General features: G+C 60.6%; 25 protein-coding genes. 16 read left to right on the top strand and 9 right to left on the bottom strand.

Annotated features, from left to right (window positions below):
• Nucleotides 1–57: 57 nt before the first annotated feature.
• On the bottom strand, nt 58–660 hold the full coding sequence (locus ACA075_RS23820) for a LysE/ArgO family amino acid transporter (RefSeq protein ID WP_497295727.1): 603 nt from the start codon (nt 658–660) through the stop codon (nt 58–60).
• A 6-nt stretch (nt 661–666) separates the two neighbouring features.
• Nucleotides 667–1,068, bottom strand: a complete 402-nt coding sequence (locus ACA075_RS23815; RefSeq protein ID WP_497295725.1) for an ACT domain-containing protein — start codon at nt 1,066–1,068, stop codon at nt 667–669.
• 95 nt (nt 1,069–1,163) lie between these two features.
• Here ACA075_RS23815 and ACA075_RS23810 point away from each other — a divergent pair, with 95 nt between their 5' ends.
• The 4 genes from ACA075_RS23810 (at nt 1,164) to ACA075_RS23795 (ending at nt 5,219) form a co-directional block, all read left to right on the top strand.
• On the top strand, nt 1,164–2,057 hold the full coding sequence (locus ACA075_RS23810; protein ID WP_109634394.1) for a LysR family transcriptional regulator ArgP: 894 nt from the start codon (nt 1,164–1,166) through the stop codon (nt 2,055–2,057).
• Between the two features lie 54 nt (nt 2,058–2,111).
• Nucleotides 2,112–3,104 (top strand): NAD-dependent epimerase/dehydratase family protein, encoded by a 993-nt coding sequence (locus ACA075_RS23805; RefSeq protein WP_219095542.1) that lies wholly within the window; start codon nt 2,112–2,114, stop codon nt 3,102–3,104.
• A gap of 121 nt (nt 3,105–3,225) precedes the next feature.
• On the top strand, nt 3,226–4,104 hold the full coding sequence (locus ACA075_RS23800) for an ATPase (protein ID WP_497295723.1): 879 nt from the start codon (nt 3,226–3,228) through the stop codon (nt 4,102–4,104).
• A 266-nt stretch (nt 4,105–4,370) separates the two neighbouring features.
• Nucleotides 4,371–5,219 carry a cache domain-containing protein gene (locus tag ACA075_RS23795; protein WP_497295721.1) on the top strand — a complete coding sequence of 283 codons (849 nt, stop codon included), beginning with the start codon at nt 4,371–4,373 and terminating at the stop codon, nt 5,217–5,219.
• Nucleotides 5,220–5,355: 136 nt separating this feature from the next.
• Here the strand turns inward: ACA075_RS23795 and ACA075_RS23790 are convergent, their stop codons facing one another.
• On the bottom strand, nt 5,356–6,873 hold the full coding sequence (locus ACA075_RS23790) for an MDR family MFS transporter (protein WP_497295720.1): 1,518 nt from the start codon (nt 6,871–6,873) through the stop codon (nt 5,356–5,358).
• Between the two features lie 80 nt (nt 6,874–6,953).
• Nucleotides 6,954–8,138, bottom strand: a complete 1,185-nt coding sequence (pobA, locus tag ACA075_RS23785) for a 4-hydroxybenzoate 3-monooxygenase (protein ID WP_497299319.1) — start codon at nt 8,136–8,138, stop codon at nt 6,954–6,956.
• 188 nt (nt 8,139–8,326) lie between these two features.
• Between pobA and ACA075_RS23780 the strand changes: the two genes are divergently transcribed.
• Nucleotides 8,327–9,223 (top strand): helix-turn-helix domain-containing protein, encoded by an 897-nt coding sequence (locus ACA075_RS23780; RefSeq protein WP_219095538.1) that lies wholly within the window; start codon nt 8,327–8,329, stop codon nt 9,221–9,223.
• Nucleotides 9,224–9,232: 9 nt separating this feature from the next.
• On the opposite strand, the gene ACA075_RS23775 is transcribed toward ACA075_RS23780, so the two are convergent.
• Together ACA075_RS23775 and ACA075_RS23770 are read right to left on the bottom strand one after the other, a co-directional pair.
• Nucleotides 9,233–9,409, bottom strand: coding sequence for a hypothetical protein (locus ACA075_RS23775; RefSeq protein ID WP_176457761.1), 177 nt, complete (start codon nt 9,407–9,409; stop codon nt 9,233–9,235).
• Nucleotides 9,410–9,564: 155 nt separating this feature from the next.
• Nucleotides 9,565–10,470: a LysR family transcriptional regulator gene (locus tag ACA075_RS23770; protein ID WP_497295719.1), complete on the bottom strand. Its 906-nt coding sequence runs from the start codon at nt 10,468–10,470 to the stop codon at nt 9,565–9,567.
• Between the two features lie 115 nt (nt 10,471–10,585).
• Between ACA075_RS23770 and ACA075_RS23765 the strand changes: the two genes are divergently transcribed.
• Both ACA075_RS23765 and ACA075_RS23760 read left to right on the top strand, forming a co-directional pair.
• On the top strand, nt 10,586–11,473 hold the full coding sequence (locus tag ACA075_RS23765) for an MBL fold metallo-hydrolase (protein WP_497295717.1): 888 nt from the start codon (nt 10,586–10,588) through the stop codon (nt 11,471–11,473).
• A 292-nt stretch (nt 11,474–11,765) separates the two neighbouring features.
• Nucleotides 11,766–12,380 carry an NAD(P)-dependent oxidoreductase gene (locus ACA075_RS23760; RefSeq protein ID WP_497295715.1) on the top strand — a complete coding sequence of 205 codons (615 nt, stop codon included), beginning with the start codon at nt 11,766–11,768 and terminating at the stop codon, nt 12,378–12,380.
• Between the two features lie 94 nt (nt 12,381–12,474).
• Here the strand turns inward: ACA075_RS23760 and ACA075_RS23755 are convergent, their stop codons facing one another.
• Nucleotides 12,475–13,356, bottom strand: a complete 882-nt coding sequence (locus tag ACA075_RS23755; RefSeq protein ID WP_497295714.1) for a LysR substrate-binding domain-containing protein — start codon at nt 13,354–13,356, stop codon at nt 12,475–12,477.
• A gap of 159 nt (nt 13,357–13,515) precedes the next feature.
• On the opposite strand from ACA075_RS23755, the gene ACA075_RS23750 reads away from it, so the two are divergent.
• The 6 genes from ACA075_RS23750 (at nt 13,516) to ACA075_RS23725 (ending at nt 20,948) form a co-directional block, all read left to right on the top strand.
• Nucleotides 13,516–15,153: a 5-guanidino-2-oxopentanoate decarboxylase gene (locus tag ACA075_RS23750; protein ID WP_497295713.1), complete on the top strand. Its 1,638-nt coding sequence runs from the start codon at nt 13,516–13,518 to the stop codon at nt 15,151–15,153.
• Nucleotides 15,150–16,598, top strand: coding sequence for an aldehyde dehydrogenase family protein (locus ACA075_RS23745; protein ID WP_497295712.1), 1,449 nt, complete (start codon nt 15,150–15,152; stop codon nt 16,596–16,598). Before ACA075_RS23750 ends, ACA075_RS23745 begins: the two co-directional genes overlap by 4 nt.
• Before the next feature lie 217 nt (nt 16,599–16,815).
• Nucleotides 16,816–17,919 (top strand): extracellular solute-binding protein, encoded by a 1,104-nt coding sequence (locus tag ACA075_RS23740; protein WP_094470949.1) that lies wholly within the window; start codon nt 16,816–16,818, stop codon nt 17,917–17,919.
• Nucleotides 17,920–18,122: 203 nt separating this feature from the next.
• Nucleotides 18,123–19,031: an ABC transporter permease gene (locus ACA075_RS23735; RefSeq protein ID WP_497295710.1), complete on the top strand. Its 909-nt coding sequence runs from the start codon at nt 18,123–18,125 to the stop codon at nt 19,029–19,031.
• The gene (locus ACA075_RS23730) at nt 19,028–19,876 is read left to right on the top strand and encodes an ABC transporter permease (protein ID WP_094470951.1); all 849 of its coding nucleotides are present in this window, start codon (nt 19,028–19,030) and stop codon (nt 19,874–19,876) included. Before ACA075_RS23735 ends, ACA075_RS23730 begins: the two co-directional genes overlap by 4 nt.
• A gap of 16 nt (nt 19,877–19,892) precedes the next feature.
• On the top strand, nt 19,893–20,948 hold the full coding sequence (locus ACA075_RS23725; protein WP_438662568.1) for an ABC transporter ATP-binding protein: 1,056 nt from the start codon (nt 19,893–19,895) through the stop codon (nt 20,946–20,948).
• A gap of 152 nt (nt 20,949–21,100) precedes the next feature.
• Here ACA075_RS23725 and ACA075_RS23720 read toward each other — a convergent pair whose 3' ends face one another.
• A complete protein-coding gene (locus tag ACA075_RS23720; RefSeq protein WP_497295707.1) occupies nt 21,101–22,030 on the bottom strand; it encodes an AraC family transcriptional regulator in 930 nt (309 codons plus the stop codon).
• A gap of 335 nt (nt 22,031–22,365) precedes the next feature.
• Between ACA075_RS23720 and ACA075_RS23715 the strand changes: the two genes are divergently transcribed.
• Together ACA075_RS23715 and ACA075_RS23710 are read left to right on the top strand one after the other, a co-directional pair.
• Nucleotides 22,366–22,719 carry a putative quinol monooxygenase gene (locus tag ACA075_RS23715; protein WP_497295705.1) on the top strand — a complete coding sequence of 118 codons (354 nt, stop codon included), beginning with the start codon at nt 22,366–22,368 and terminating at the stop codon, nt 22,717–22,719.
• Between the two features lie 41 nt (nt 22,720–22,760).
• Complete coding sequence (locus ACA075_RS23710; protein ID WP_497295704.1) at nt 22,761–22,991, top strand: hypothetical protein; 231 nt, start codon at nt 22,761–22,763, stop codon at nt 22,989–22,991.
• Here ACA075_RS23710 and ACA075_RS23705 read toward each other — a convergent pair whose 3' ends face one another.
• Nucleotides 22,992–23,621, bottom strand: a complete 630-nt coding sequence (locus tag ACA075_RS23705) for a flavin reductase family protein (RefSeq protein WP_497295703.1) — start codon at nt 23,619–23,621, stop codon at nt 22,992–22,994.
• Between the two features lie 212 nt (nt 23,622–23,833).
• Between ACA075_RS23705 and ACA075_RS23700 the strand changes: the two genes are divergently transcribed.
• The gene (locus tag ACA075_RS23700; RefSeq protein ID WP_497295701.1) at nt 23,834–24,589 is read left to right on the top strand and encodes a COG4705 family protein; all 756 of its coding nucleotides are present in this window, start codon (nt 23,834–23,836) and stop codon (nt 24,587–24,589) included.
• The last annotated feature ends 86 nt before the right edge of the window (nt 24,590–24,675 follow it).

The following is a 24,675-nucleotide window of genomic DNA, read 5'->3' as shown; positions in this document are numbered from 1 at the left end:
GCGGCATAACCACGCAACAACTGTGTGGGATAGAGGTTCCAGAGCCTTTTGGAATAATCAGCCAGAGACAATTAATTGAAACGCCACGGCGAACATCATCACCGCCACCAGCAGGTCGAGAATTCGCCAGGTGCTGGGCCGGGCCAGCCAGGGTGCCAACCATGCCGCGCCCAGTGCCAGGGTGAAAAACCACAGCAACGACGCACTGGCCGCGCCCACGACATAAGCGCCGGGCTCGGTTTGCTGCGCGCCGAGGGAGCCGATCAACAACACGGTATCCAGATAAACGTGCGGGTTGAGCAACGTCACCGCCAAAGCACTAAGCATCACCGCACGCAGCGAGCGCACCGTCTGGTTTTCACCCTGTTGCAGGCTTTGTTTCGAGCACGCCCGGCGTAGCGCCTGACTGCCATACCAAATCAGAAATACCGCGCCACCCCAGCGGGCGACCGCCAACAAGGTCGGGTTTTGCGCCAGCACCGTCGCCAGCCCGAATACCCCGGCGGCCACCAGCAAGGCGTCGCACGTGACGCACAACGCCGCCACCGGCAGGTGATGTTCACGCCGAAGGCTCTGCGCCAGCACAAACGCGTTTTGAGTGCCGATCGCCATGATCAACCCCGCGGCCACCAGCAGGCCGTTCACATAGCTTTGCCACATAAGGGTTTACTCCGCGTTGGCTGCCAGGTCGCGCAAAACGTGCATTGCGCGTTGGGCATCGGTCTGACCGACGAATAAATGGTCGTGGTAGTAACCGGCGATCACGTTGCAACTGATGCCGGCCTGGCCCAATGCCGTGGCGAAGGCGGCGGTAAGACCGACCGCTTCCAGGGCCGAGTGCACGTTCAAGGTGATCCAGGCTGCGACGTAGTCGAAGCTGAAACCGGCTTGTTCAGCGTGGGAGCGTTCCAGAATCACTGTCAGCCCTTCCTGCTCGCGAAAGCTGCCGATGAACTCGAGACCGGCGGGCAATTTGCCGTCGCGCAGGGTGCAGAACACGTAGTCGCCGTCGTTGAGTTGCGGGCTCATGCTGCGCAGCAGGGTTGCCAATGAAGTTTCGCCAGCCATGTCGGTGATCCTGTTCAAGAGTGCTTGCTGGCTATTCTCAGGTGCAACGCGGTATAAGAAAAACCAATCATGCTGATCGCTCATTAGGAAAACTGATGTTCGACTATAAATTGCTGTCTGCCCTGGCCGCAGTGGTTGAGCAGGCCGGGTTTGAACGCGCCGCGCAGGTGCTGGGCTTGTCGCAATCGGCGATTTCCCAGCGCATCAAGTTACTGGAGGCGCGGGTCGGCCAACCGGTGTTGGTGCGGGTCACGCCACCAGCCCCGACCGAGATTGGTCGGCGGCTGCTCAACCATGTCCAGCAGGTGCGTTTGCTTGAGCGGGATCTACAGACGCTGGTCCCGGCGCTGGACGAAGAAGGTTTGCCGGAACGTCTGCGCATCGCCCTGAACGCCGACAGTCTTGCGACATGGTGGGCCGCAGCCGTCAGTGATTTCTGCGCCGAGCAACACCTGCTGCTGGACCTGGTCGTCGAAGACCAGACGGTCGGCCTCAAACGCATGCGCGCTGGTGAAGTGGCCGCGTGCATCTGCGCCAGCGAGCGTCCGGTGGCTGGCGCACGCAGCGTGTTACTGGGCGCCATGCGTTATCGAGCGCTGGCCAGCCCGGCGTTCATAGCGAGGCATTTCCCTGAAGGCGTGCGTGCTGACCTGCTGGCGAAAACCCCGGCGCTGGTCTTCGGTCCGGACGATTTCCTACAGCATCGCTACCTCGCGTCCCTCGGTGTCGATGGCGGTTTCGAGCACCATTTATGCCCGTCGTCTGAAGGCTTCATCCGCCTGACCGAAGCCGGGCTTGGCTGGGGCCTAGTGCCCGAATTGCAGGTGCGCGAGCAACTGGAGCGTGGTGTATTGCAGGAGCTTTTGCCAGATAAGCCCATCGATGTGCCGCTGTACTGGCATCATTGGCGCAATGGCGGTCAGTTGTTGGGGTTGCTGACCGATCAATTGGTGCGTTCGTCGAAGCAATGGCTGGTGCCGTTGGACTGACGGACAGCGTCAAGACTCACGCATTACGCAAAACGAAAGACATCGGAGCTCTACATGAAAATTCTGGTTACCGGCGCAAGCGGCTTCATTGGCGGACGTTTTGCGCGTTTCGCCCTGGAGCAGGGCCTGGACGTGCGGGTCAATGGTCGCCGGGCCGAAAGCGTCGAACACCTGGTGCGCCGTGGTGCCGAGTTTATCCCGGGCGACTTGAGCGACCCGGAACTGGCGCGCGAGCTGTGTTCCGATGTCGAAGCCGTGGTGCATTGCGCCGGCGCGGTCGGTTTGTGGGGACGTTATCAGGACTTTCATCAAGGCAATGTGCAGGTCACCGAAAACGTGGTCGAGGCTTGCCTGAAACAGCGGGTTCGCCGCCTGGTGCATTTGTCGTCGCCGTCGATCTACTTCGATGGCCGTGATCATCTGGGGCTGACCGAAGAACAAGTGCCTAAACGTTTCAAGCATCCCTACGCCGCCACCAAATTCCTCGCCGAGCAAAAGGTCTTTGGCGCACAGGAGTTCGGTCTCGAAACCCTGGCCCTGCGCCCGCGTTTCGTGACCGGGGCGGGTGACATGAGCATCTTCCCGCGGCTGCTGAAAATGCAGCGCAAAGGACGCCTGGCGATCATCGGCAACGGCCTGAACAAAGTCGATTTCACCAGCGTGCAGAACCTCAATGAAGCGTTGCTGAGCAGCTTGCTGGCCAGCGGCTCGGCCTTGGGCAAGGCCTACAACATCAGTAACGGTACGCCGGTGCCGTTGTGGGACGTGGTCAATTACGTCATGCGCAAGATGGATGTCCCACAAGTGACGCGTTACCGTTCCTACGGTTTGGCCTACAGCGTTGCCGCGCTCAACGAAGGGGTGTGCAAGGTGTGGCCGGGGCGTCCCGAGCCGACGCTGTCGCGACTGGGCATGCAGGTCATGAACAAAAATTTCACCCTGGACATCAGCCGCGCCCGGCATTATCTGGACTACGATCCGAAAGTCAGTCTCTGGACGGCCCTCGATGAATTCTGCGGCTGGTGGAAAGCCCAGGACATTCGCTGACTTTTGCAGTGACAAACCGGCCAGCACTGAACCGAGTTTGGCGTTGAGGGTTAATCGCTGCGGCAGTGGGGTTTATACTCGCCGCCTATAGCCATCACCGCGTTCCACAAAGGTTGACTCAATGTCCATGCGTAACGATGCCAACGACGACTTCGACGATGTACCGAGCCTGCGTGCCGACAGCCTCGATGACGATGATTTCCCAACCACTACCCGCACCTCCGTGCACTCGCGGACGGCGCCGGTGGTCAAAGTCAAAAGCGCCAGCACCGGTCCTCTGTGGGCCTTGGTCGGCGCTTTGTTCTTCGCGTTCGCCGGCCTTGCCTGGTGGAGCTTTCAGCAGATTTCGCTGATGGAACAGCAACTGGTAGCGACCCAGGAAAGCTTCGCGCGTATCAGTGAAGACGCGGCGGGGCGCTTGCAGGACATTTCCGGCAAGGTGGTCGCCAGCCAGACCAACGTCACCAGCGACAGCGAAGCCCTGAAGCTGCAAATCAAGCAGCTGGAAAACCAGTTGCAGGATCAAAGCAAGCAGCAGCAAGGTGTGGTCGGTCAGACCAGCGACCTGGACAAGCGTCTGGCACAAATGACCACGCAAACCACCGATCTGGACAAGCGACTGGCGCAGATGGCCGCCCAGAGCACCGAACACCAGACCGCCAACACGCAATTACAGGCGCAGATCAAAGCCTTGAGCACCGAGTTGGCCGCGTTGAAAAATGCCCCGGACGACACCAGCAAGTTCGACGCCCAGCTCAAAAGCCTCGGCGCCGACATCGTCGCGTTGAAGAAACAGGGCAACCCGAGCGCCGCGATCGAGCGTCTGGAGCAAGACATGATCGTGCTCAAAAGCGAGCAGGACAACCGCCCGGCGGCTGCGCAAGGCGTCACCAATACCGCCGAGTTCGATGCCTTCCGCGGCCAGACCACCCGTAACATCAACACTCTTCAGGCGCAGATCCAGAATCTGCAGCAGCAACTCCGCGCCCGGGCGCAATAGCGCGGTTGCTGGATCCTGTGGCGAGGGAACTTGCCTGTGGCGAGGGAGCTTGCTCCCGCTCGGCTGCGAAGCAGTCGTCAACGAGGCCGCCGATCTAACTGAATATCGGCGGTGAATGGTTTTGGGGCCGCTTCGCGCCCCAGCGGGAGCAAGCTCCCTCGCCACATAAACCCGTTTGCCACAATGGCCTGCGCTTTCCTGAATATTCGTACATATCCCCAAGCCGTCTACGCTCTTGAAACACCGACAAGAACGAGGGATGCGCTATGGGGGTTCTGCACAAGTTGGCCGTGCTGGGGGGGATGCTGTTGCTATGCCTGGGGCCGGTCCAGGCCGCCACGGCGGAAAAGGACGACAGCCAGGCCGCCAAGGCCTTGCTGGAAAAAGCCCTGGCCTACTACCACGACAACGGCGACAAGGCCTTCGCGGCGTTCAGCCGTCAGGGCGAGTTTGTCGACAAGGATCGCTACGTCTTCGTGGTCGATACCAAGGGCGTGATGCTCGCCAGTGGCGGGCCGTCTTCGGCGTTGATCGGGCGTGATGTGTCCGAAACCCTCGGGCCGGATTTGCAGAAGGCCTTCAAGGACGCCTTGAACGTGCCGGAGGGCAATGGCATCCAGCAGGCCGAATATCGCTGGCAGAACTGGTCCGACGGCAAGGTCGAGCGCAAGCATGTGTTCTATCAGCGCGTTGGCCAGCGGATTATCGCCGTGGGCTACTACTTGCCACGGGCGTCAGCGGAACAGGCGATGGCCTTGCTGAACAAAGCGGCGACGGATCTGGCCAAGGACGAGAAGGGCACGCTGACTGCGATCAATTCCCTAAAGGGTGGCTACTTGCAGGATGACTTGTACGTGTTCGTCGTCGACCTGGACACCCAGCGTTACGTGGCTCACGGCACCAACCTGCGGCTGATCAACACCGACTTCGGCAAGATCAACGACCCGGAAGGTAAACCGGTGGGCGAGCCGATCCTGGCATTGATTGCCAAACAGGATTACGGCGAATACGAATACCGCTGGAAAAACCCGATGACCGGCAAGGTTGAAGACAAGCATGCCTACCTGAAAAAGGTCGGACATTTTCTGGTGGCTGTTGGGTATTACAGCCCTTGATTTTTTGGTGTCAGTGACGACGCCATCGCGAGCAGGCTCGCTCCCACAGTAGATCTCCAGTGTTCACAGATCTTGTGCATGTCGCAGATCCAATGTGGGAGCGAGCCTGCTCGCGATTACAGGCGACTCGGTCTATCTACCGAACCTTATCTTCCCGCCCCCGCAACACCCGATTCGGCATTGCAACCGCCGCCGCCAGCCCCAGCAACGACACCGCCGCACTGACTAGCAGCAAATGCCTGAACGTCAGCAGCAACTCCGCGCGCAAGGCGTTCTGCGCCTCTCCCGGCGCAGCGTTCAAACCGTCCAGCAACACATTCCCCGAACCGCCCTCGGCAATCACCGACGAACCGGCCAGGTGGGCGAAGCTCGAATCCTGCAGCAACGCGAGCAACAGCGCCGACATCAGCGCCACGCCCACCGCGCCGCCCAGCGAGCGGAACAGATTGGTGGTGCTGGTGGCGACGCCGATGTCCCGCTGTTCCACCGAGTTCTGCGTGCCAACCAATGACGTCGGGAATTGCATGCCGCTGGCGATCCCGCTGAGCAACATAAACAGACTGCTGAGCAAGAAAGCCTGGGGCGGACTGAACGCCATGCCGAGAATCGAGATCGGCATCAGCACCGCCCCCGTCAGGATCATCGGTTTGTAGCGCCCGGTCACCGACGTGCGGCGTCCGGCAAAATAAGCCCCGATCGGCAAGCCCATGGCCAGTGGCAACAGGTGCAGCGCGGCGCTGTCGGCCCCGGCGCCGGTGACGCTCTGGAAGCGCAGCGGCATCAGCACGATCAGCGAGATGGCCTGGAAACTGGTGAAGAAAATCGTGCACCAGCACAGGATCGCGTTGCGGTTGGCGAACAGGTGCATCGGCAGCAACGGCTCCCGCGCCCGGCGCTCATGCCAGACGAACAGCGCCAGCACCAGCACCGCGCACCCGAGCAGGCCCAATACTTCGGCGCTGCGCCATGAGTGGCCCTGACCGACTTCCGTGATGCCCAGCAGCAAAGCGGTCAAACCGATGATCATCAGCAGCGTGCCGAGGTAATCGATGATCGGTTGGCGTTGTGGCACGGGCAAACCCACCAGCGTGCGATTGGCCACCAGCCAGGCACCCAGGCCCAGTGGCAGGTTGATCAAAAACACCCAGCGCCACGACAGGTATTCGGTCATATACCCGCCGAGCACCGGGCCAGCGACACTGGCCACGGCGTACATGCTGCTGAAATAACCCTGATAACGACCGCGCTCCCGGGGCGGGACGATGTCGCCGATGATTGCCTGGCTGACCGAAATCATCCCGCCCGCGCCGATGCCCTGGATGATCCGCGCCAGCACCAGTTGCTCCATACTTTGGGCCATGCCGCAGAACAGCGAGGCGAGGGTGAACAGCCCCATGCCGAACAGCATCAACTTGCGCCGGCCGTACAGATCGCCGAGTTTGCCGTAGATCGGCACCGCCACGGTCATCGCCACCATGTAGCCGGAAATCACCCATGCCAGCAGGCTGACGTCCTTGAATTGCGCGGAGATGGCCGGCATCGAAACGGCGACGATGGTCTGGTCCAGTGCGCCGAGAAAGATCGCCAGCATCAGGGCGATCAACACGCTGCGAATGGCCGGTTTGGGCGTTTCAGGCTGGTTGAGATTGGTCACGGCTGGAAACCTGCGGGCAGTGATTGACCCGCTAGAGGCAAGGCGAGCGGGGATGCTCGCCAGTGTAAGTCGATAGCAGGCTATTCGATAGCCTCATAAGGAAGCCCGACGTAATTTTCTGCAATGGTTTTTCGACCGGCTTCGGAGTGTACGAAGTAGTCCAGCTCCGACTCGTTGATGCGCTGGCTGAAAGCGTCGTGGTCATCGAAACGATGCAGCATCGAGGTCATCCACCAGGAAAACCGTTCGGCTTTCCACACCCGGCGTAGGCAGATTTCCGAGTATTTCTCCAGCAAATCCAGGCGCCCCTCGTTGTACACCTTTTGCAAAATGGTGAACAAGGTGCTGACGTCGCTGGCCGCCAGGTTCAGGCCTTTGGCGCCGGTGGGCGGGACGATGTGCGCCGCATCGCCGACCAGGAACATCCGCCCGTACTGCATCGGCTCGACCACAAAACTGCGCAGCGGCGCGATGCTTTTTTCTATGGACGGCCCGGTCACCACGGATTCGGCCAACGCCGCAGGCAGGCGCGATTTGAGCTCATCCCAGAAGCGCAGATCCGGCCAGTCCTCGACCTTTTCGTCCGCCGGCACCTGGAGGTAATAACGCGTGCGGGTTGCCGAGCGCATGCTGCACAGGGCAAAACCGCGTTCGTGGCGGGCGTAGACCAGTTCTTCATGAACCGGCGGCGTATCGGCGAGAATTCCGAGCCAGCCGAATGGATAGACCCGCTCGAAGACCTTCAGGCATTCAGTCGGAATCGACTGACGTGCCACGCCATGGAAACCGTCGCACCCGGCGATGTAGTCGCAATCGAGGCGCCAGGTCTCACCATCCTTCTCAAACGTCACGAACGGTTCTGCGGTTTTCATCCCGTGCGGTACGACGTTGCTGGCTTGGTAAATCGTCTGCGCGCCAGCCTCCCGACGAGCGGCCATCAGGTCCCGGGTGACTTCGGTCTGGCCGTAAATCATCACGGTTTTGCCACCGGTCAGGGCTTGCAGATCGATGTGTACCCGGCGCCCGTCGAGGGCCAGTTCGAAACCACCATGGACCAGCCCTTCGGCGTCCATACGCTGACCCACCCCGGCCTGACGCAACAGCTCTACCATGCCTTGTTCGAGCACACCGGCGCGGATTCGCCCGAGCACATAGTCGGGGGTCTGTCGTTCAAGGATCAGGGTGTCGATTCCGGCGTTATGCAGCAATTGGCCGAGCAGCAAACCGGAGGGACCGGCGCCAATGATGGCGATTTGGGTTTTCAGCGTTTTCATTGTTTTTATGACTCGCAAGCTTCACGCGACCACGGCCGGTGAATGATTTTTATGGATCGAGTGCTTGCATTTTTCCCTTGCGGGTCTGTCAATTGAAGGTGAAAACTGAGCCGATACCTGTACATTCTGCCAATCGGTGCGATTATCGCCCGTAACCCTCTGAGGCCTGGATTGAAGTGATGAACAAGCCTGACCTGCCTTCGATTCCAGTGTTCAAGCTCTACGGTGAAAGCCTGGACTGGCCGACTCCCGACTTGCTGCACTGTGAAACCATTTCCAAACGCAGCCGCGAACATCAATGGGAAATCAAACCTCACCGTCACGCTGATTTGTGCCAGTTGCTCTTCGTATTCAAAGGTCAGGCAGAGCTTGAAATCGAAGGTAAACACACGCAACTGACTGAACCGGCGATCCTGATCCTGCCGCCGTTATCGGTGCATGGTTACCGGTTTTCCGAGGACGTCGAAGGGTTCGTCGTGACCCTGGCCGCGCCGCTGGTGACCCATCTTCAGGCGCAACTGGGCAACTCGGTGAACGCGCTGGCTCAAGCCGAAAGTTACCCGGCGGGCAAGGAAAGCGAGTACCTCAATAGCCTGTTTTCGGCGCTGCAAGACGAATACACCGGCCACCAGCCCGCGCGCGAAATGCTCATGCATTCGCTGGTCAGCGTTATCATGGTGTGGGTCAGCCGTCAGGTGATTTCGCGCCGCGATGCCAGTCAGCGTCCGCATCGCGCCCGGGAATACCTCAACGGTTTTATCCAGCTGGTGGAAGAGACCTACCGTCAGCACGTCAAGGTCGAGGACCTGGCGCATCGGCTGGGGATTTCCGTGTCGCACCTCAACGGCACCTGCCGTGAGCTGGCGGGGCAACCGGCGTTACAGATCATGCACGAGCGTCAATTGCTTGAGGCCAAGCGCTTGCTGACCTACACCAGCATGACCATTTACGAAATGTCCGACGTGTTGGGGTTTTCCGATCCAACCAACTTCACACGCCTGTTCCGGCGCCGGGTGGGGATCTCGCCCAAGGCTTTTCGCGACCGCTTGAAGGCCGATCAGGACAACGAGGCCTGAGCGCCTTCGTTACCGAAGGGCGTTGAGGGTCGCGTTGTGGGGAATGCAGCGCTCGAAGTTACAACTCGCGTAGTCGCGGGGCAGTTGTCGCAACTGCTCGACACGCCAGGCGGCGGTGCCATACAGCGCCAGCGTCGCGGCGCAGGTGATGAAAATGGCGAGGTATCTTCTTGTTTTGGTGTTCATGGCGTTGACCTCTGAACGAATACCCTTCGGTATTACTTTCAGCATAGGTCAGCGCGGGTGAGTTGCCAGTTACACCTCGAGCGCATTTAACCCGACATTCAGAACGATGATGTCTCCTGTGGGAGCAGGCAAGCCAGCTCCCACAGGAGAGGTGATTACAGGCCAATATCCCACTGCGGTTCTTCAGGAAACCTGAGCACCAGAAAATCCAGCATGCTGCGCAGCGCCGCTGGCATGTGCTTGCGTGAGGCGTACACCGCGTACACGCTCATTTGCCGTGGCTCGGCGTGGGGCAGCAGGCGAATCAGCTCGCCGCTGTGGATATGCACACCTGCCTGATAACTGGGCAGCATCGCCACACCCGCACCGGCCATGGTTGCGCGCAGCAAGGTGCTGGCTTCGTTGGCGCTGATGTTGCCCTGCACCGGCACCGACACCGGCTCGCCGTCCTCCTCGAAATGCCAGAGGCTTTTGCCGAAGTAAGAGTGGGTCAAGCAGTTGTGCTGACTCAGGTCCTCGACCCGCTGCGGCGCCGGGTGTTCGCTCAGGTAAGCCGGGGAGGCGCAGATCACCGAGCGGCAGACCGTCAGCCGCCGGGCGATCAGGTTCGGGTCAAGGTCGTTGCTGGTACGGATCGCCAGGTCGATGCGTTCATCCACCAGGTTCACCGTGCGGTCGAGCATCTGCATGTCGATGCTGACACCGGGGTAGCGTTTGACGTAAGCCGCCATGGCATCCGCCAATTGCGCCTGACCGAACGAGGTGCTGACGCTGATGCGCAGTAGGCCACGTGGCGCCTCATCCGGCTCGCTCACAGCGGCTTGCATGTCGGTGGACAAGTCGAGCATCTGCCGACACCGGGGCAGAATCTCGCTGCCGGCGGCGGTCAGGCTCAATTTGCGCGTGGTGCGGTGCATCAGGCGTGCGCCGACCCAGTCTTCCAGTTCCGCCAGATAACGCGAAACCACCGGCCGTGACAGGTCCAGATGATCGGCGGCGGCCGACTGGCTGCCGAGGTCGACCACTGAGACGAACACCCGCATTGCTTGTAGACGATCCATGATTTGCCCGCTTTCAGAAACAAACTATGTTCAAGCATCGCATTTTTTGTACTGAGTCATGCAACTAAGCTCTGTCCCCATCGCCAGACACGGCATTTGGACAACGGAGCAACAGATGATCGGCTTCACCTCTCTCAAGCGCATTTTGCTGGCCACCGCCACCCTCGGCTTCGCGGCCCACGCTGCGGCGGCATCGACCCTGACCCTGGACGTGTACAACCCGGGCGACAAGGCGATTTTTCCGGTGACCTCGGTTCTGGTCAGCGGCGAGAAAGAAGCGATTCTGGTCGACGCGCAATTCGGCAAATCCCAAGCCGAACAGGTGGTCGAGAAGATCCGCGCCAGCGGCAAGCAACTGACCACCATCTACATCAGCCACGGTGACCCGGATTACTACTTCGGCCTCGATACCCTGACCGCCGCGTTCCCGAACGCCAAAGTGCTGGCCTCTCAGCCGACCGTTGATCACATCAAGCACACCGTCGACGGCAAACTGGCGTTCTGGGGCCCGAAAATGGGCGCCGACGTGCCGGCCAAAACCATCGTGCCTGGCGTACTCAAGGGCGACAGCCTGATGCTCGAAGGGCAGAAGTTGCAGGTGGTGGGCCTGGATGGCAAGCAGCCGGACCGGACCTTTGTGTGGATCCCGTCGCTCAAGGCCGTGGTCGGTGGTGTGGTCGTGGCAGAAAACATTCACGTGTGGATGGCTGATACGCAAACCGCGCAATCCCACTCCGATTGGCTGGCTACGCTGCACGCCATCGAAACCCTGAAACCGAAAACCATCGTGCCGGGGCATTACCTGGGGCAGAGCGCCCGTTCGCTGGCCGCCGTGCAGTTCACGGCCGATTACATCAAGGCCTTCGACGAAGAAACCCCAAAGGCCAAAGACGCCGCCGCGCTGATCGCAGCCATGAAAAAACGCTTCCCGACTTTGGGCGAAGAAAGCTCGCTGGAGCTGAGCGCGAAAGTCGCCAAGGGCGAGATGAAGTGGGGTGAATGAATTTATGTGGCGAGTGGACTAATTGTGGCTACTGGGCTACTGGGCTACTGGGCTACTTGTGGCGAGGGGATTTATCCCCGTTGGACTGCGCAGCAGTCCCCCCTGAAGTAACTCAGTCAGGCCGTATTCGCAGGTTTTGCGACTGCTGCGCAGCCGAACGGGGATAAATCCCCTCGCCACAGATAAATCCCCACCGCAGATAAATCCTCTGATTCCGGGTAAGTCCACCCACCATAACAGCCCCTTTACCATTCAAATTTGCATTGATCACTCAAGCCAACTGGAGAACGTCATGAGCAAAATCGCAATCATCGGTGCCACCGGCCGTGCCGGCAGCCAATTGCTGGAAGAAGCCCTGCGTCGAGGTCATAGCGTCACGGCCATTGCCCGCGACACCTCGAAAATCGGCCCGCGTGCCGGTGTGGTCACCAGAAACGTCGATGCCCTTGATGCCGAAGCGTTGCAAGCCGCATTGGCGGGCCATGACGTGGTGATCAGTGCGGCGCATTTCGCGACCCTTCCGGCCGGCGCCGTGGTCGGGCCGGTGAAAAAAGCCGGGGTGAAGCGCCTGCTGGTGGTGGGCGGTGCGGGTTCTTTGTTGTTGCCGGATGGCATTCGCGTCATCGACAGCAAGGGCTTTCCGGAGGAGTACAAGGCAGAGGCGAGCGCCGGGGCTGAGTTCCTTGGGAATCTGCGCCAGGAAAAGGATCTGGACTGGACCTTTCTGTCACCGTCGGCGGAATTTGTTGAAGGTGAACGCACGGGGGCGTTTCGGGTGGGCAAGGATGATTTGCTGGTGAGCAGTGCGGGGCGGAGCTGGATTTCGTTCGCCGATTACGCGATTGCGATGATCGATGAAGTGGAAGGGCCGAAGCATTCGCGTCAGCGGTTCACCGTCGGGTATTGATAGCGCGGCTGAAACCATTCGCGAGCAAGCCCGCTCCCACATTGGAATGCATTCTCCTGTGGGAGCGGGCTTGCTCGCGAAGCTTTTCAGCTTTTCAGCGACTCTGAGACTGCTCCACCAACCACCCCAACAACTCGCGCAATTTCGGCGAAGGCCCGGGTTTTTCCGGGAACACCAGGTAATAGGCCAATCCGGTCTTTACCTTCAATTCAAACGGCATGACCAGCCGTCCGGCGCTCAGGTCGTCGCCAATCAACGACCAATCCCCAATCGCCACGCCAGTCCCCTGGGACGCCATCGACATTGCCAGGTCCAAGGTTTCGAAATGCTGGCCCTTGCCGACATTGCTCAAGCGCACATCGGCGCTGGTCAGCCAGGCTTTCCAGTCGCGTTCGTCGCGGGTCGGGTGCAACAGCATGTGTTGTTCCAGATCCTCCGGCGTCTGCAACGGCACCGGCCCTTCGAGGTACGGCCGGGAGCAGACCGGTGTCAGTTGCTCATCGAACAGCCGATGGGACGCCAGTGATGTCTCCGGCGGTACGCCATAGATCACCGCCGCATCGAACTGCTCGCGATGAAAATCAACGCCGTGTTTCACCGTGGTGGTCAGTTCAACCGGCACATCCGGGCGCTCCCTTTGCCATTGCACCAGGCGCGGCAGCAGCCAGCGCATGACGCACGTCGGGGCCTTGAGTTGCAGGGTTTCGCGCTTCTCGCCAATCTGCTCCACCGCCTCGTCGATCAAGCCGAAAATCTGCTGCACCCGTGGCAGCCATTCGCGTCCTTCAGCGGTCAGGCTCAAGCCCCGCGCCTGGCGGATAAACAATTCATAACCCAGATGTTCTTCCAGCCCGGCGATCTGCCGGCTCACCGCGCCTTGGGTGATGTACAGCTGTTCGGCGGCCCGGGTGAAGTTGCAGCACTGCGCGGTAATCAGAAAAGTGTGAAGCGCCGGCAGGGGAGGCAATCGTTTCATTGGGATCCAAGGTATGACGTGAGGACATGGCTAGTATGACTTTTTATCCATTGTTGCGGCTACGTGTCGCCCGTTCCAATGAGGCCATCCCTGGACCTGCCCACGCATCATAAACACTGCGCAGGCCCGGCGTCTCAAACGAACAAAAAGGGCAATGACATGGCGACGTGCGGCGAAGTATTGGTCAAGTTACTCGAAGATTACGGGGTCGAGCAGGTGTTCGGCATTCCCGGGGTTCATACCGTGGAGCTGTATCGCGGGCTGGCCCGTTCGAGCATCAACCACGTCACGCCGCGTCACGAACAGGGCGCCGGTTTCATGGCCGACGGATATGCGCGCACCAGCGGTAAACCGGGTGTGTGCTTCATCATCACCGGCCCGGGTATGACCAACATCACCACCGCCATGGGCCAGGCCTACGCGGACTCGATCCCGATGCTGGTGATCTCCAGCGTGCAATCGCGCAGCCAGTTGGGCGGCGGTCGCGGCAAGCTCCACGAGCTGCCGAACCAGAGTGCATTGGTCGGCGGCGTGGCGGCGTTCTCCCACACCTTGATGTCGGCGGCTGAATTGCCGGGCGTGCTGGCCCGTGCGTTCGCACTGTTCCAGGCCGGCCGTCCGCGTCCTGTGCACATCGAAATTCCGCTGGATGTGCTGGTTGAAGAGGCCGACGACTTGCTCGCCAGTCTCCCCGTGAACATCGACCGCGCCGGTGCCTCGCCAAGCGCCATCAGCCGCATGACCGCGCTGCTGGCCGGCGCCAAGCGTCCACTGATTCTTGCCGGTGGCGGCGCCATCGATGCAGCCGCCGAGCTGACCGAGTTGGCCGAACTGCTGGACGCGCCAGTGGCCCTGACCATCAATGCCAAAGGCATGCTCGAATCCAACCACCCGCTGCTGATCGGTTCGACCCAGAGCCTGGTTGCGACCCGTGCCTTGGTGGCCGAAGCCGACGTGGTGCTGGCCATCGGTACCGAACTGGCCGAGACCGATTACGACGTCACGTTTGCCGGCGGTTTCGAGATCCCCGGCGTGCTGCTGCGCGTGGACATCGACCCCGACCAGACCGTGCGCAATTACCCGCCTAAAGTCGCCCTGGTGGCAGATTCGCGCAACGCCGCGCAAGCCTTGCTCGGCGAACTGTCCAAACACTCGCTGGCCGAGCGCCGCAACGATTGGGGCCAGGTCCGTGCTGCGCGTTTGCGCGAAGACCTCGCCGCCACCTGGGACGCCCCGACCCTGGCCCAGACCCGCTTCCTCGAAACCGTGTTGCACGAATTGCCGGACGCAGTGTTCGTCGGCGATTCGACCCAACCGGTCTACACCGGCAACCTGACGTTCAACCCGGAACGTCCGCGTCGCTGGTTCAACTCGTCCACCGGTTACGGCACCCTCGGTTACGCCTTGCCGGCGGCGATTGGCGCCTGGCTCGGTGGCAGTGTTGAAAACGGTGCGCGTCCTCCGGTGGTGTGCCTGATCGGTGACGGCGGCCTGCAATTCACCCTGCCGGAACTGGCCAGTGCCGTTGAAGCGCGAACCCCGGTGATCGTGCTGCTGTGGAATAACCAGGGCTACGAAGAGATCAAGAAATACATGGTCAACCGCGCCATCGAACCGGTGGGCGTGGACATCTACACCCCGGACTTCATCGGTGTCGCCAAGGCGCTGGGCTGTGCGGCTGAAGCGGTCAACGGTGTTGAACAACTGCGCAGCGCACTGCGCGCCGCCGCTGATCGCCAAGGTCCGACCCTGATTGAAATCGATCAGACTCAGTGGATGAAGGCGGTGTCGAAATGAGTTTTCCAACGACACTCGACGGTCTGTACATCGACGGCCAGTGGTCCGCGGGCAACGAACACCTGCGCGTGATCAACCCGGCGACCGAAGCCCTGTTGACCACCGTGAACGGCGGCGATGAACAGGCTGTCGATCAAGCCGTCACTGCCGCGTCCAACGCCTTCAAGCAATGGTCGCAAACCACCGGCACCGAGCGCGGTGCGATCCTGCGCAGAATCGCCACTGGCGTTCAGGCCGGGCGTGATCACTTGATGAAGTTGCAGTCGAGCAACAATGGCAAGCCGCTGTTCGAAGCCGCCATCGACGTCGATGACGTGATCGCCACCTTCGAGTATTACGCCGGTCTCGCCGAAGGCCTCGATGCCAAACAAGACAGCAACGTCGAGCTGCCGACCGACGATTTCAGCGCGCGTGTGCGCCGTGAACCGTGCGGCGTGGTCGGCCTGATCGTGCCGTGGAATTTCCCGATGGTCACCACCGCCTGGAAACTGGCCCCGGCGTTGGCCGCCGGTTGCTGCGTGGTGCTCAAGCCGTCCGAAGTCACCCCGCTACCCGAGCTGGAACTGGCGGCGATCATCGCTGAGTCCGGCTTGCCGGATGGCGTGTTCAACCTGGTTTGCGGCACGGGCCTGGCCGTCGGCGCGCCGCTGTCGGCCGACCCGCGCATCGCCAAAATCTCCTTCACCGGCAGCAACGCGGTGGGGGTGCAGGTCATGCAACGGGCGGCGGAAACCGTCAAAGGCGTGAGCCTGGAACTGGGTGGCAAATCCTCGTTGCTGGTGCTCGCCGATGCTGACATTGAACTGGCGGTGGAAGTGGCCTGTGGCGGCGGTTTCTTCAACGCCGGGCAAATGTGCTCCGCCACCAGCCGCGTGCTGGTCGCTGACGAATTGGCGGATGAGTTCCTCATTCGGTTGAAGGCCCGCGCCGAAGCCATTCGCGTCGCCGACCCGTTCGACCCGAACGTGGAAATGGGCGCGCTGGTCAATCAGGCGCAATACCAGCGTGTGCTGGGCCACATCGATCGCGGTTTGAGCGCCGGCGCCAAGCTGATGTGCGGTGGCAATCGGCCCGCAGACCTGTCCCGCGGTTATTTTTTGCAGCCGACGATTTTCACCGAAGTGCCCCTGGACAGTGCGTTGTGGTGTGAAGAGATTTTCGGCCCGGTGATCTGCGTGCGCAGTTTTGCCTCCGAAGCCGAAGCGATTGCCCTGGCCAACGACAGCCAGTTCGGCCTGGTGGCCAGCGTGGTCACTCGTGACAACGAAGCGGCTGATCGGGTCGCCAACGCCTTGCAGGCGGGGCTGGTGTGGATCAACGCACCGCAAGTGATCTTCCCGCAGACCGCCTGGGGTGGTTACAAACAGAGCAGCATTGGCCGCGAATTGGGGCCGTGGGGTTTGCAGGCTTTCCAGGAAATCAAACACGTGATTCGCGCCGGCTGAAGGCACGAAAAAGGTGAGCGCATGCCTCGTATCGAGGCATGCGCTGGTGTCATGGCTTCGATGAGTTTTTATCGATAGTCAGGTGTTTTGCACGACCTCAGGATGAACTCACTGGTTCAGCCAAGCCCCCGAAAATACGAGGGATAACGCTGATCCGGCCGCGCGGATGCAACAGTTTCGACCTGCCTTATACCTACAAAAACAAAGGGAGTCCGTAATGGGCGAGCATGATCTAAACAGACGTCAATTCATCAAAACCGTGGGCGTGGCGTCCGTAGCCGCGGCGGCCATGAGTTTGCCCTTCGTCAAGGCCAATGCCAGCGACACGCGGTTCCAGGGCAAGACCCTGCGCCTGCTGACCTGGTCCGATGACACCGGCCTGGCTGCACTGCGTAACATCGCAGCCACTTTCGAAGACAAGTATGGTTGCAAGGTCATCGCTGACCGCACCGGCAGCACCTCGGAAATGGTTGCCAAGCTCAAGGCCGGCGGTGATCGTCCGCAGTACGACATCATCACCCTGGCCGGCGTTGGCGCCGAAGGCCTGGCAGCAGCCAATCTGCTGGAAAAACCCGACCTCAACCGCATTCCCAACCTGGTCGACGTACCGGAGAAATACCGCACCGGCGCCAATGGTCACGGCATCGGTTACCTGCTGTGGTGCAACAGCCTCGTCTACAGCACCCGCACCATCAAGGAAGCGCCGGACAGTTACGCCGCCCTGTGGGACGCCGAGCTGTCGCCGAACATCTTCCTGCCGCCGCCGAACTGGACCGAAGCGATGGACCTGATCATCATCGCCGCCAAACTGGCCGGGGGTGACGAGCACAACATCGAGCCGGGCTTCAAGAAACTTGCCGAGCTTAAAGACCGTGTGGTCACCCTGGGTGAAAACCCGAACCAGATCGCCGAACTGTTCCGCACCGGCTCCCTGGACATGGGCGGTCTGTACGCACCCGCGTTCTTCCCGAAACAGATCCGCGATCCGGCCTACGGCCTGGGCGCTACGTTCGGGATGAAGGAAGGTTTCTACACCGACCTGATGCTCTCGGTGATGCCGAAGAACCGTCCGGGTGATACCGACCTGACCTACGCCTTCATCAACCACTCTCTGGACCCGCTGGTGCAGGGCAAGATGGCCGAAGACATCTACAACGGCCCGGTCAACGCCAAGGCGATCATCTCCGCCGAAGCGCGCAAGAGCCCGTACATCCTCACGCCGGAGCAGATTGCCGAGAAGGCGATCATGCACGACAACGCCTTCCTGGCCACCGTGCATGACCAATGGATTCGTCGTTACACGGAAATCTTTTCTTCCTGATTTCTGCGGTTTGAAGATCCATTGTGGCGAGGGAGCTTGCTCCCGCTTGGCTGCGTAGCAGCCACAAAACCGAACACCTCTTTCTGTCTGAACGAGTGCGGTGATTCATTGGGGCCGCTTCGCGGCCCAGCGGGAGCAAGCTCCCTCGCCACAGGTTTTGCCGAATCTCAGTCTTGCTGCTTTCCATTGACGAGACCCTTGCTATGGAACACCAACCTCTGACTCATCCGGTCGCCGCCGCTCCAGTGCGCGCCAATCGGGGTGTTTCGCCGACGGCGCGTGCGTGGTTTTTCCTCTCGCCGTCGATGCTGTTTCTGGGCGTGCTGATTGCCGCCAGCCTGCTGGTGCTGCGCATGAGCGTGGGCACCAAAGGTGCGGAATGGACCGGGTTCAGCCTGGCCAGTTACGCCCAATTGCTCGAACCCTATTACCTCAAATCCTTGCTGCTGACCCTGCGCCTGGCACTGATCAGCGCAGTGATCGCGGTGGTGCTGGCGATCCCGGTGGCCTACACCATGTCGCGGCTGACCTCGCCGTTCGTGCGACGGATCTTCCTCGCCGCGGTGTTGCTGCCGTTGCTGGTCAACCTGCTGCTGCAAAGCTATGGCTGGCTGGTGATTCTCGGCCCTGGCGGCATGCTCAATCAGGCGCTGATGGGCCTGGGCCTGATCAAACGCCCGATCATGCTGCTCTACAACCAGAACGGCGTGTTGATGGGGCTGGTGCAAACCGCGTTCCCGTTGGCCGTTCTGCCGATTGCCAGCGCCATGCGCGGCGTCGCCCGTACTTACGAAGAAGCCGCCGCCACCCTGGGGGCGAGTCGCTTCCAGGTGTTCCTTCAAGTGGTGCTGCCGATGAGCATGCCGGGGATCATCACCGGCGCGACGTTGGTGTTCGCCTACAACGCCAGCAGTTTCGTCGTGCCTTTGCTGCTCGGCGGCCGGCGCGTGCCGATGCTGGCGGTGATGGTGCATGACCAGATCGCCCCGCTGATGAACTGGCCCGCCGCGTCCGCTGCCGGTGTGGTGCTGATCGTCACCACGCTGGCGATCATGACCTTGTCCGAATTCATCACTGGCCGTCGTCGGCGCATGCTGGAGGCTTCCCAATGAGCACGTTGACCAAGAAACGTTATGGGCTGCTGCCCGGCGAGACCGGCAAGTTTGCCGGCATCCTCTCAGGCTTCATCCTGCTGCTGGCGGTGTTGCCGATCCTGACCATGATTGTGATGTCGTTCAGCGGTGCGTCGAACCTCGACTTCCCGCCGAGCAGCTACAGCCTGCAATGGTACAAGGCGGCCTGGCACACCTTCGTGTCGCCGGATTCCAGCGATGTGCTGAGCCTGGGCAAAGCCATGACCACCAGCCTGATGGTGGCGTGCCTGACCATGGTCTTCGCGACAATTGTTGCGGTGCCGGCGGCTTACGCGCTGACCCGTTGCGAGTTCCGTGGCAAGGCCGTGGCGCTGCAACTGATGTCGCTGCCGCTGGTGTTTCCGATGGTGGTATTGGGGCTGGCATTGCTGCTGGTGTTCGACAGCCTGCCGTTCCAGATGACCACCTCGCGGCTGGTGATTGCCCACGTGATCCTGGCGCTGCCGTTCGTGGTGAAGAACTGCACGGCGGCGATGCTCTCCATCGGCAGCGAAGTCGAAGAGGCCGCGCAAATGCTCGGCGCTTCGCCGCTGCGGGCGATCATCGATGTGGTGGTGCCGTTGATGAAGTCGGGGATTCTGGCGGGGATGCTGCTGGCGTTCATCGTCTCGTTCAACGAATTCACCGTGACCTATTTCCTCTACACCATCGACGTCATGACCGTGCCGATCTGGATGTACAGCCGCACCGTGTCTTCGCTCGACCCTACCGTTTTCTCGTTTGCCGTGCTGATCGTGCTGATCGACTTCGTCCTGATCTGGGCGCTGGAGAAGCTGGTCGGTGAAGGTGGCGTTTCGTTCTGATTTCTTGAGGTGATTTATGACTGGTCTGATTCTGGAAAACGTCGAGAAACATTACGGCTCGGCCTGCGCGGTAAAGGATGTAAACCTGCATTTGCCGGAAGGCAAACTGGTGTGTTTCCTCGGCCCGTCGGGCTGCGGCAAAACCACCCTGCTGCGGATGATCGCCGGGCTTGAAACCCTGAGTGGCGGCGAGATTCGTCTGGACGGTGAAGACATCGGCCACACGCCTGCGCATCAGCGCAATTTCGGCATGGTGTTTCAGTCGCTGGCGCTGTTTCCGCACATGACGGTAGGGGAGAACATCGCCTATCCGCTAAAACTGCGCGGGGTCAGCAAGGCTGATCAGCAGGCTCGGGTGGTTGAGTTGCTGGAATTGATTCAGCTGAGCGAGATGATTGATCGCCCGGTGGCCAAACTCTCCGGCGGTCAACGCCAGCGCGTGGCGATTGCCCGGGCGATTGCCAACCACCCGAAAATCCTCCTGCTGGATGAACCGCTGTCGGCGCTCGACGCCAAGCTGCGCGAGTCGATGCAGGTGGAAATCCGTCAGTTGCAGCAACGCCTGAACATCACCACGATCATGGTCACCCACGACCAGCGAGAAGCCATGACCATGGCCGATATCGTGGTGGTGCTGGGTGAGCATCGGGTGCAGCAGGTGGGCACGCCGATTGAAATCTACCGGCACCCGGCCAACGAATTTGTCGCCGACTTTATCGGCTCGGGCAACATCTTCCCGGCCACCGCGCTGGGCAACGGCAAGGTCGGGTTGCCGGGTGGCGATGCGCTGGAAGTGCCGATTTGCAGCAGCATTGTGGTGGGGGAGAAGGTGAAAATGCTGATTCGCCCTGAAGACCTGCAACTGTCGCACCCGCAGGCCACGGCGGGGAATCGGTTGCTCGGTACGGTGACGTTCGTGCGCGATATCGGCGCGACGATTGAAACGACGGTGGAGTGTTCCGGCGTGTCGTTTACCGCGCTGAGCACGCCGTGTCAGGGGTTTGGGTTGAGCATTGGCAACCCGGTGTCGGTGACCCTGCCGGCCGAGGCGTGCCGCGTGCTCGGCGCCTGATCCGGATTTGATGGTGGCCTTGCTGGCCTCATCGCCGGCAGGCCAGCTCCCACAGGTTACATCGGTGTTCACTTGATTGTGTGATCACCCACAATCTCTGTGGGAGCTGGCCTGCCAGCGATGAGGCTATCAGTTACACCCTCAAGGCTGGGTCAGACGGACAACCGCAACCGCGCCAGATCCCTCAACGGCGGCGCGCCAAACAACCGGCTGTACTCCCGGCTGAACTGCGACGGGCTTTCATACCCCACTCGATACCCCGCCGCCGACGCTTCCAGCCCTTCCGCCAGCATCAACCGCCGCGCTTCCTGCAAGCGCAGTTGCTTCTGATACTGCAGCGGGCTCATCGCCGTCATCGCCTTGAAACGGTGATGCAACGTCGACACGCTCAGGTTCACTTCCTTCGCCAGATCATCGATACGCAGCGGTTGCTCATAATTGCCGTTGAGCCACTTGATCGCCTGGCTGATGCGGTGGCTCTGGCTATTGGCAATCGCAATCTCATACAGCCGATGCCCCTGCTGACTGCGCAACAACCGATAAAGAATCTCCCGACGAATCAGCGGCGCGAGCATGGCGATGTCTTTCGGCGCATCCAGCAAACGCGCCAGACGCAACACCGCGTCGAGCATCGCCGTATCAATCCGTTCGACATACAGGCCGCGGCCGGTGGGGCGGGTCGGTACGCCCAAAGGGCCGGCGTCGGCAATCAGCGCGGTAATTTCGGCCGGATCAATATCCAGTCGCACCGCGAGGATCGGTTCTTCAGAGGTGACATTCACTACTCGTCCGCTCAGTGGCATCGAGACTGACACCACCAGGTAATTCAGCGGATCGTAATTGAAGTATTCATCGGCCAGCCTGACCTCTTTGCGGCCTTGGGCCATGATGCACAACGCCGGTTGCGCCAGCACCGGGGCAAAGTCATGGGACTTACCGTGACGCGACATGAACAGCGAGCCGACCGCAGTGGCATAAGTGCCATCGTCCGTTGTGTTGCGACGGATGATAGTGGCCAGTTCCGCGCGCTGTTTCTCCATGTCGGCATCCAGCGGGGCTTGAAAGTGATCGAACGACGACATGCCGGGCATCCTCGCTGAGGTGTTGGTAATGGGGCCAGCTTAAGTTTGTGCAAGACGCAGCGGTAGACACATCCTGCCTCAAGCTTGCCTGATTCTGCATCGAGTGGATCAGCGGTGCCTCTATCGCTGCTGCAACCCAGGGAAACTTGCTTGAAAGCCGTGTTTCGTCGGTACGAACGCTTTTACAGGTTGTTACAGGTTTATCGAAACGCCGCGCAGGATTGTGCAAAAAGCCGGCAGGAATCGACTAACCGCGCTTCCCTCTGCGCGCTTAACCTTTGATCCTGTCGCAGCCCGTCCCCCGGCTGCCTCTCGACTCCCTGGGAGGGTTGAACATGTCTACGCAGATACCCGTCAGTCACATGGCTTTTGTCCGTGCCCGCGCCGGGCGTTCGGCGGAGCTCGGTGCGCGCCTGAGCGCCTTGATCGAGCCGTCCCGAAGCGCGCCGGGTTGCCTGAGTTTTTCCCTGCAGCATTCGCAATGTGAACCAGAGTTGTGGCTGGTGTCCGGTTTCTGGACGCACCAGCAAGCGATGACGGCCTATTTCAGCACGCCGGCGATGGAGATTTTCGCCGAGCTGGTGCAGGAACTGGTGGTCAACAGCCTGGATTTTCATACCTTCAAGGACGTGTCGGCCGACCAGGCGCTGGGGCAGTCCCGGTCGTGGGTACACAAAATGGCGGGTTGAGGGTTTAATGGCTCCATTCTCAATCAGCCAGGATCCGCGACATGGCACGTAAAGCCTTTGAAACCTTCGAAGCCGTATCCGCCGTAGTACCGGCCGAAGGCGGTTATCACGCCGCAATCGCCGTCAAAGCACTGGGCGGCTCAGGTGCACCGCGTTTTCACAAGATTCTCGAAGATCAGGTCTTCAAGACCGCCCATGACGCCGATGAAGCCGCTGCGCTGAAACTGACCAGTCTCAAGAACGTCAGCGACGACGCCGAACTCGTCTGGTAATCACTTGGCCGCCCCCGGGCGGAACATCTTGAACAATGCCTCTGGCCCCAGCTGAAAGTAATCCGCTGGCCCGCCGCCGCGCAGAATCGGTTCTGCCGCGGCGGTGTCGTACACCCCGTCTTTCAACAGCCACTTGGCGATATGCACGGCGACCACTTCGCCCAGAATCAGCCAGCTCGGCACCACGTTCCCGTCCGCCCGCTGCAACTGAATGATCTGCGTGACCTTGCACTCGAAGGACACCGGGCTTTCGGCGACCCGTGGCACCTGAATGATTTTCGAGGCGACTGGGGTCAGGCCGGACAGTTCGAACTCGTTGACCTCGGGCGGGACCATGGCGCAGCTCTGGTTCATTTGCTCGGCCAGTGGCCGGGTGGCCAGGTTCCAGGCGAATTCACCGGTCTGTTCGATGTTGTTCAGGCTGTCTTTACGGCCGACGCTGGAAAACCCGATGATCGGCGGAATGTAGTTGAAGGCATTGAAGAAACTGTAAGGCGCCAGGTTCAAGCGGCCGTTGGCGTCCTGGGAGGAAATCCAGCCGATGGGGCGCGGGCCGACGATGGCGTTGAACGGGTCATGCGGCAAGCCGTGGCCGTTGGCGGGTTCGTAGAAGTGGATGTCGTCAGCCATGGCACGGGATTCCTGAATTCGGTTCTTGGCAAAGACGGCCATAGTGCAAGGAGTTACGGGTTATTTCCAGCATCGGAAGCGGCCTGAGGCGTGTACGTATTTGCATTCATGACAGTTTTTTCATAAAGCACTCACTAGTTTTTCACTGCCCCGCCTTCAGTCTGCGCGCAACCTGAGAATCAGCCTGCACGCACAATGGAGTTCGACCCTCGATGAATAAACTTCCACAAATCACCCTGGCGTTTTGGGTGATGAAAATCTGCGCGACGACACTGGGGGAAACCGCGGGGGATTTGCTGTCGATGACCCTTGATGTCGGTTATGCGATCAGCTCGCTGATTCTAATCAGTGTGTTCGTGCTGACCCTGATCACGCAGTTGATGTCCAAAACCTACAAACCGGTGCTGTACTGGATCGTGATTTTGTCGACCAGCACGGCCGGTACCACCATGTCCGATTTTATGGACCGCACGCTCGGCTTGGGCTATGCCACGGGCTCGATGATCCTGATTGCGATTCTGATAGGGATCTTTGCAGCGTGGCGCTTGAGCGGCGACTCGCTGAACGTCACCAAGGTGCAGACCTTTCGCGGCGAGATGTTCTACTGGATGGCCATCCTGTTTTCCAACACCCTGGGCACGGCGCTGGGTGACTATCTGGCCGACGACTCGGGCCTGGGCTTTGCGGGTGGCGCATTGCTGATCGGCTCGACCATTGCGGTGGTGGTGCTGCTCAAATACTTCACGAAGATATCGTCTGTGCTGCTCTTCTGGGTGGCGTTTGTGTTGACGCGGCCCTTCGGCGCGACGTTGGGCGACTTCCTGACCAAACCCCATGAAAAGGGTGGTCTGGATTTTGGCACCATTGGTTCGTCGTTGGTGTTGGCGGGGGTTTTGGTGGTGATGATTGCGGGGGCTTCGATTGTTCAGAGCAAATACGCGAAGCAGACGGCTCCCGAGTTGACTTAATACCGAGGCGCGGCCATCGCGAGCAGGCTCGCTCCCACAGGGAAATGCATTCCACCTGTGGGCGCGGGCTTGTTCGCGAAGGGGCC

It is taken from the genome of Pseudomonas sp. LBUM1663, from assembly GCF_059695905.1.
This window is presented reverse-complemented; position numbering and strand designations above follow the sequence as displayed.

Excerpts from the sequence above, each read along its gene's own strand:
- ACA075_RS23820 (WP_497295727.1), bottom strand. The coding sequence starts at position 660 with ATGTGGCAAAGCTATGTGAACGGCCTGCTGGTGGCCGCGGGGTTGATC.
- ACA075_RS23815 (WP_497295725.1), bottom strand. The coding sequence starts at position 1,068 with ATGGCTGGCGAAACTTCATTGGCAACCCTGCTGCGCAGCATGAGCCCG.
- ACA075_RS23810 (WP_109634394.1), top strand. The coding sequence starts at position 1,164 with ATGTTCGACTATAAATTGCTGTCTGCCCTGGCCGCAGTGGTTGAGCAG.
- ACA075_RS23805 (WP_219095542.1), top strand. The coding sequence starts at position 2,112 with ATGAAAATTCTGGTTACCGGCGCAAGCGGCTTCATTGGCGGACGTTTT.
- ACA075_RS23800 (WP_497295723.1), top strand. The coding sequence starts at position 3,226 with ATGTCCATGCGTAACGATGCCAACGACGACTTCGACGATGTACCGAGC.
- ACA075_RS23795 (WP_497295721.1), top strand. The coding sequence starts at position 4,371 with ATGGGGGTTCTGCACAAGTTGGCCGTGCTGGGGGGGATGCTGTTGCTA.
- ACA075_RS23780 (WP_219095538.1), top strand. The coding sequence starts at position 8,327 with ATGAACAAGCCTGACCTGCCTTCGATTCCAGTGTTCAAGCTCTACGGT.
- ACA075_RS23775 (WP_176457761.1), bottom strand. The coding sequence starts at position 9,409 with ATGAACACCAAAACAAGAAGATACCTCGCCATTTTCATCACCTGCGCC.
- ACA075_RS23770 (WP_497295719.1), bottom strand. The coding sequence starts at position 10,470 with ATGGATCGTCTACAAGCAATGCGGGTGTTCGTCTCAGTGGTCGACCTC.
- ACA075_RS23765 (WP_497295717.1), top strand. The coding sequence starts at position 10,586 with ATGATCGGCTTCACCTCTCTCAAGCGCATTTTGCTGGCCACCGCCACC.
- ACA075_RS23760 (WP_497295715.1), top strand. The coding sequence starts at position 11,766 with ATGAGCAAAATCGCAATCATCGGTGCCACCGGCCGTGCCGGCAGCCAA.
- ACA075_RS23755 (WP_497295714.1), bottom strand. The coding sequence starts at position 13,356 with ATGAAACGATTGCCTCCCCTGCCGGCGCTTCACACTTTTCTGATTACC.
- ACA075_RS23750 (WP_497295713.1), top strand. The coding sequence starts at position 13,516 with ATGGCGACGTGCGGCGAAGTATTGGTCAAGTTACTCGAAGATTACGGG.
- ACA075_RS23745 (WP_497295712.1), top strand. The coding sequence starts at position 15,150 with ATGAGTTTTCCAACGACACTCGACGGTCTGTACATCGACGGCCAGTGG.
- ACA075_RS23740 (WP_094470949.1), top strand. The coding sequence starts at position 16,816 with ATGGGCGAGCATGATCTAAACAGACGTCAATTCATCAAAACCGTGGGC.
- ACA075_RS23735 (WP_497295710.1), top strand. The coding sequence starts at position 18,123 with ATGGAACACCAACCTCTGACTCATCCGGTCGCCGCCGCTCCAGTGCGC.
- ACA075_RS23730 (WP_094470951.1), top strand. The coding sequence starts at position 19,028 with ATGAGCACGTTGACCAAGAAACGTTATGGGCTGCTGCCCGGCGAGACC.
- ACA075_RS23725 (WP_438662568.1), top strand. The coding sequence starts at position 19,893 with ATGACTGGTCTGATTCTGGAAAACGTCGAGAAACATTACGGCTCGGCC.
- ACA075_RS23720 (WP_497295707.1), bottom strand. The coding sequence starts at position 22,030 with ATGTCGTCGTTCGATCACTTTCAAGCCCCGCTGGATGCCGACATGGAG.
- ACA075_RS23715 (WP_497295705.1), top strand. The coding sequence starts at position 22,366 with ATGTCTACGCAGATACCCGTCAGTCACATGGCTTTTGTCCGTGCCCGC.
- ACA075_RS23710 (WP_497295704.1), top strand. The coding sequence starts at position 22,761 with ATGGCACGTAAAGCCTTTGAAACCTTCGAAGCCGTATCCGCCGTAGTA.
- ACA075_RS23705 (WP_497295703.1), bottom strand. The coding sequence starts at position 23,621 with ATGGCTGACGACATCCACTTCTACGAACCCGCCAACGGCCACGGCTTG.
- ACA075_RS23700 (WP_497295701.1), top strand. The coding sequence starts at position 23,834 with ATGAATAAACTTCCACAAATCACCCTGGCGTTTTGGGTGATGAAAATC.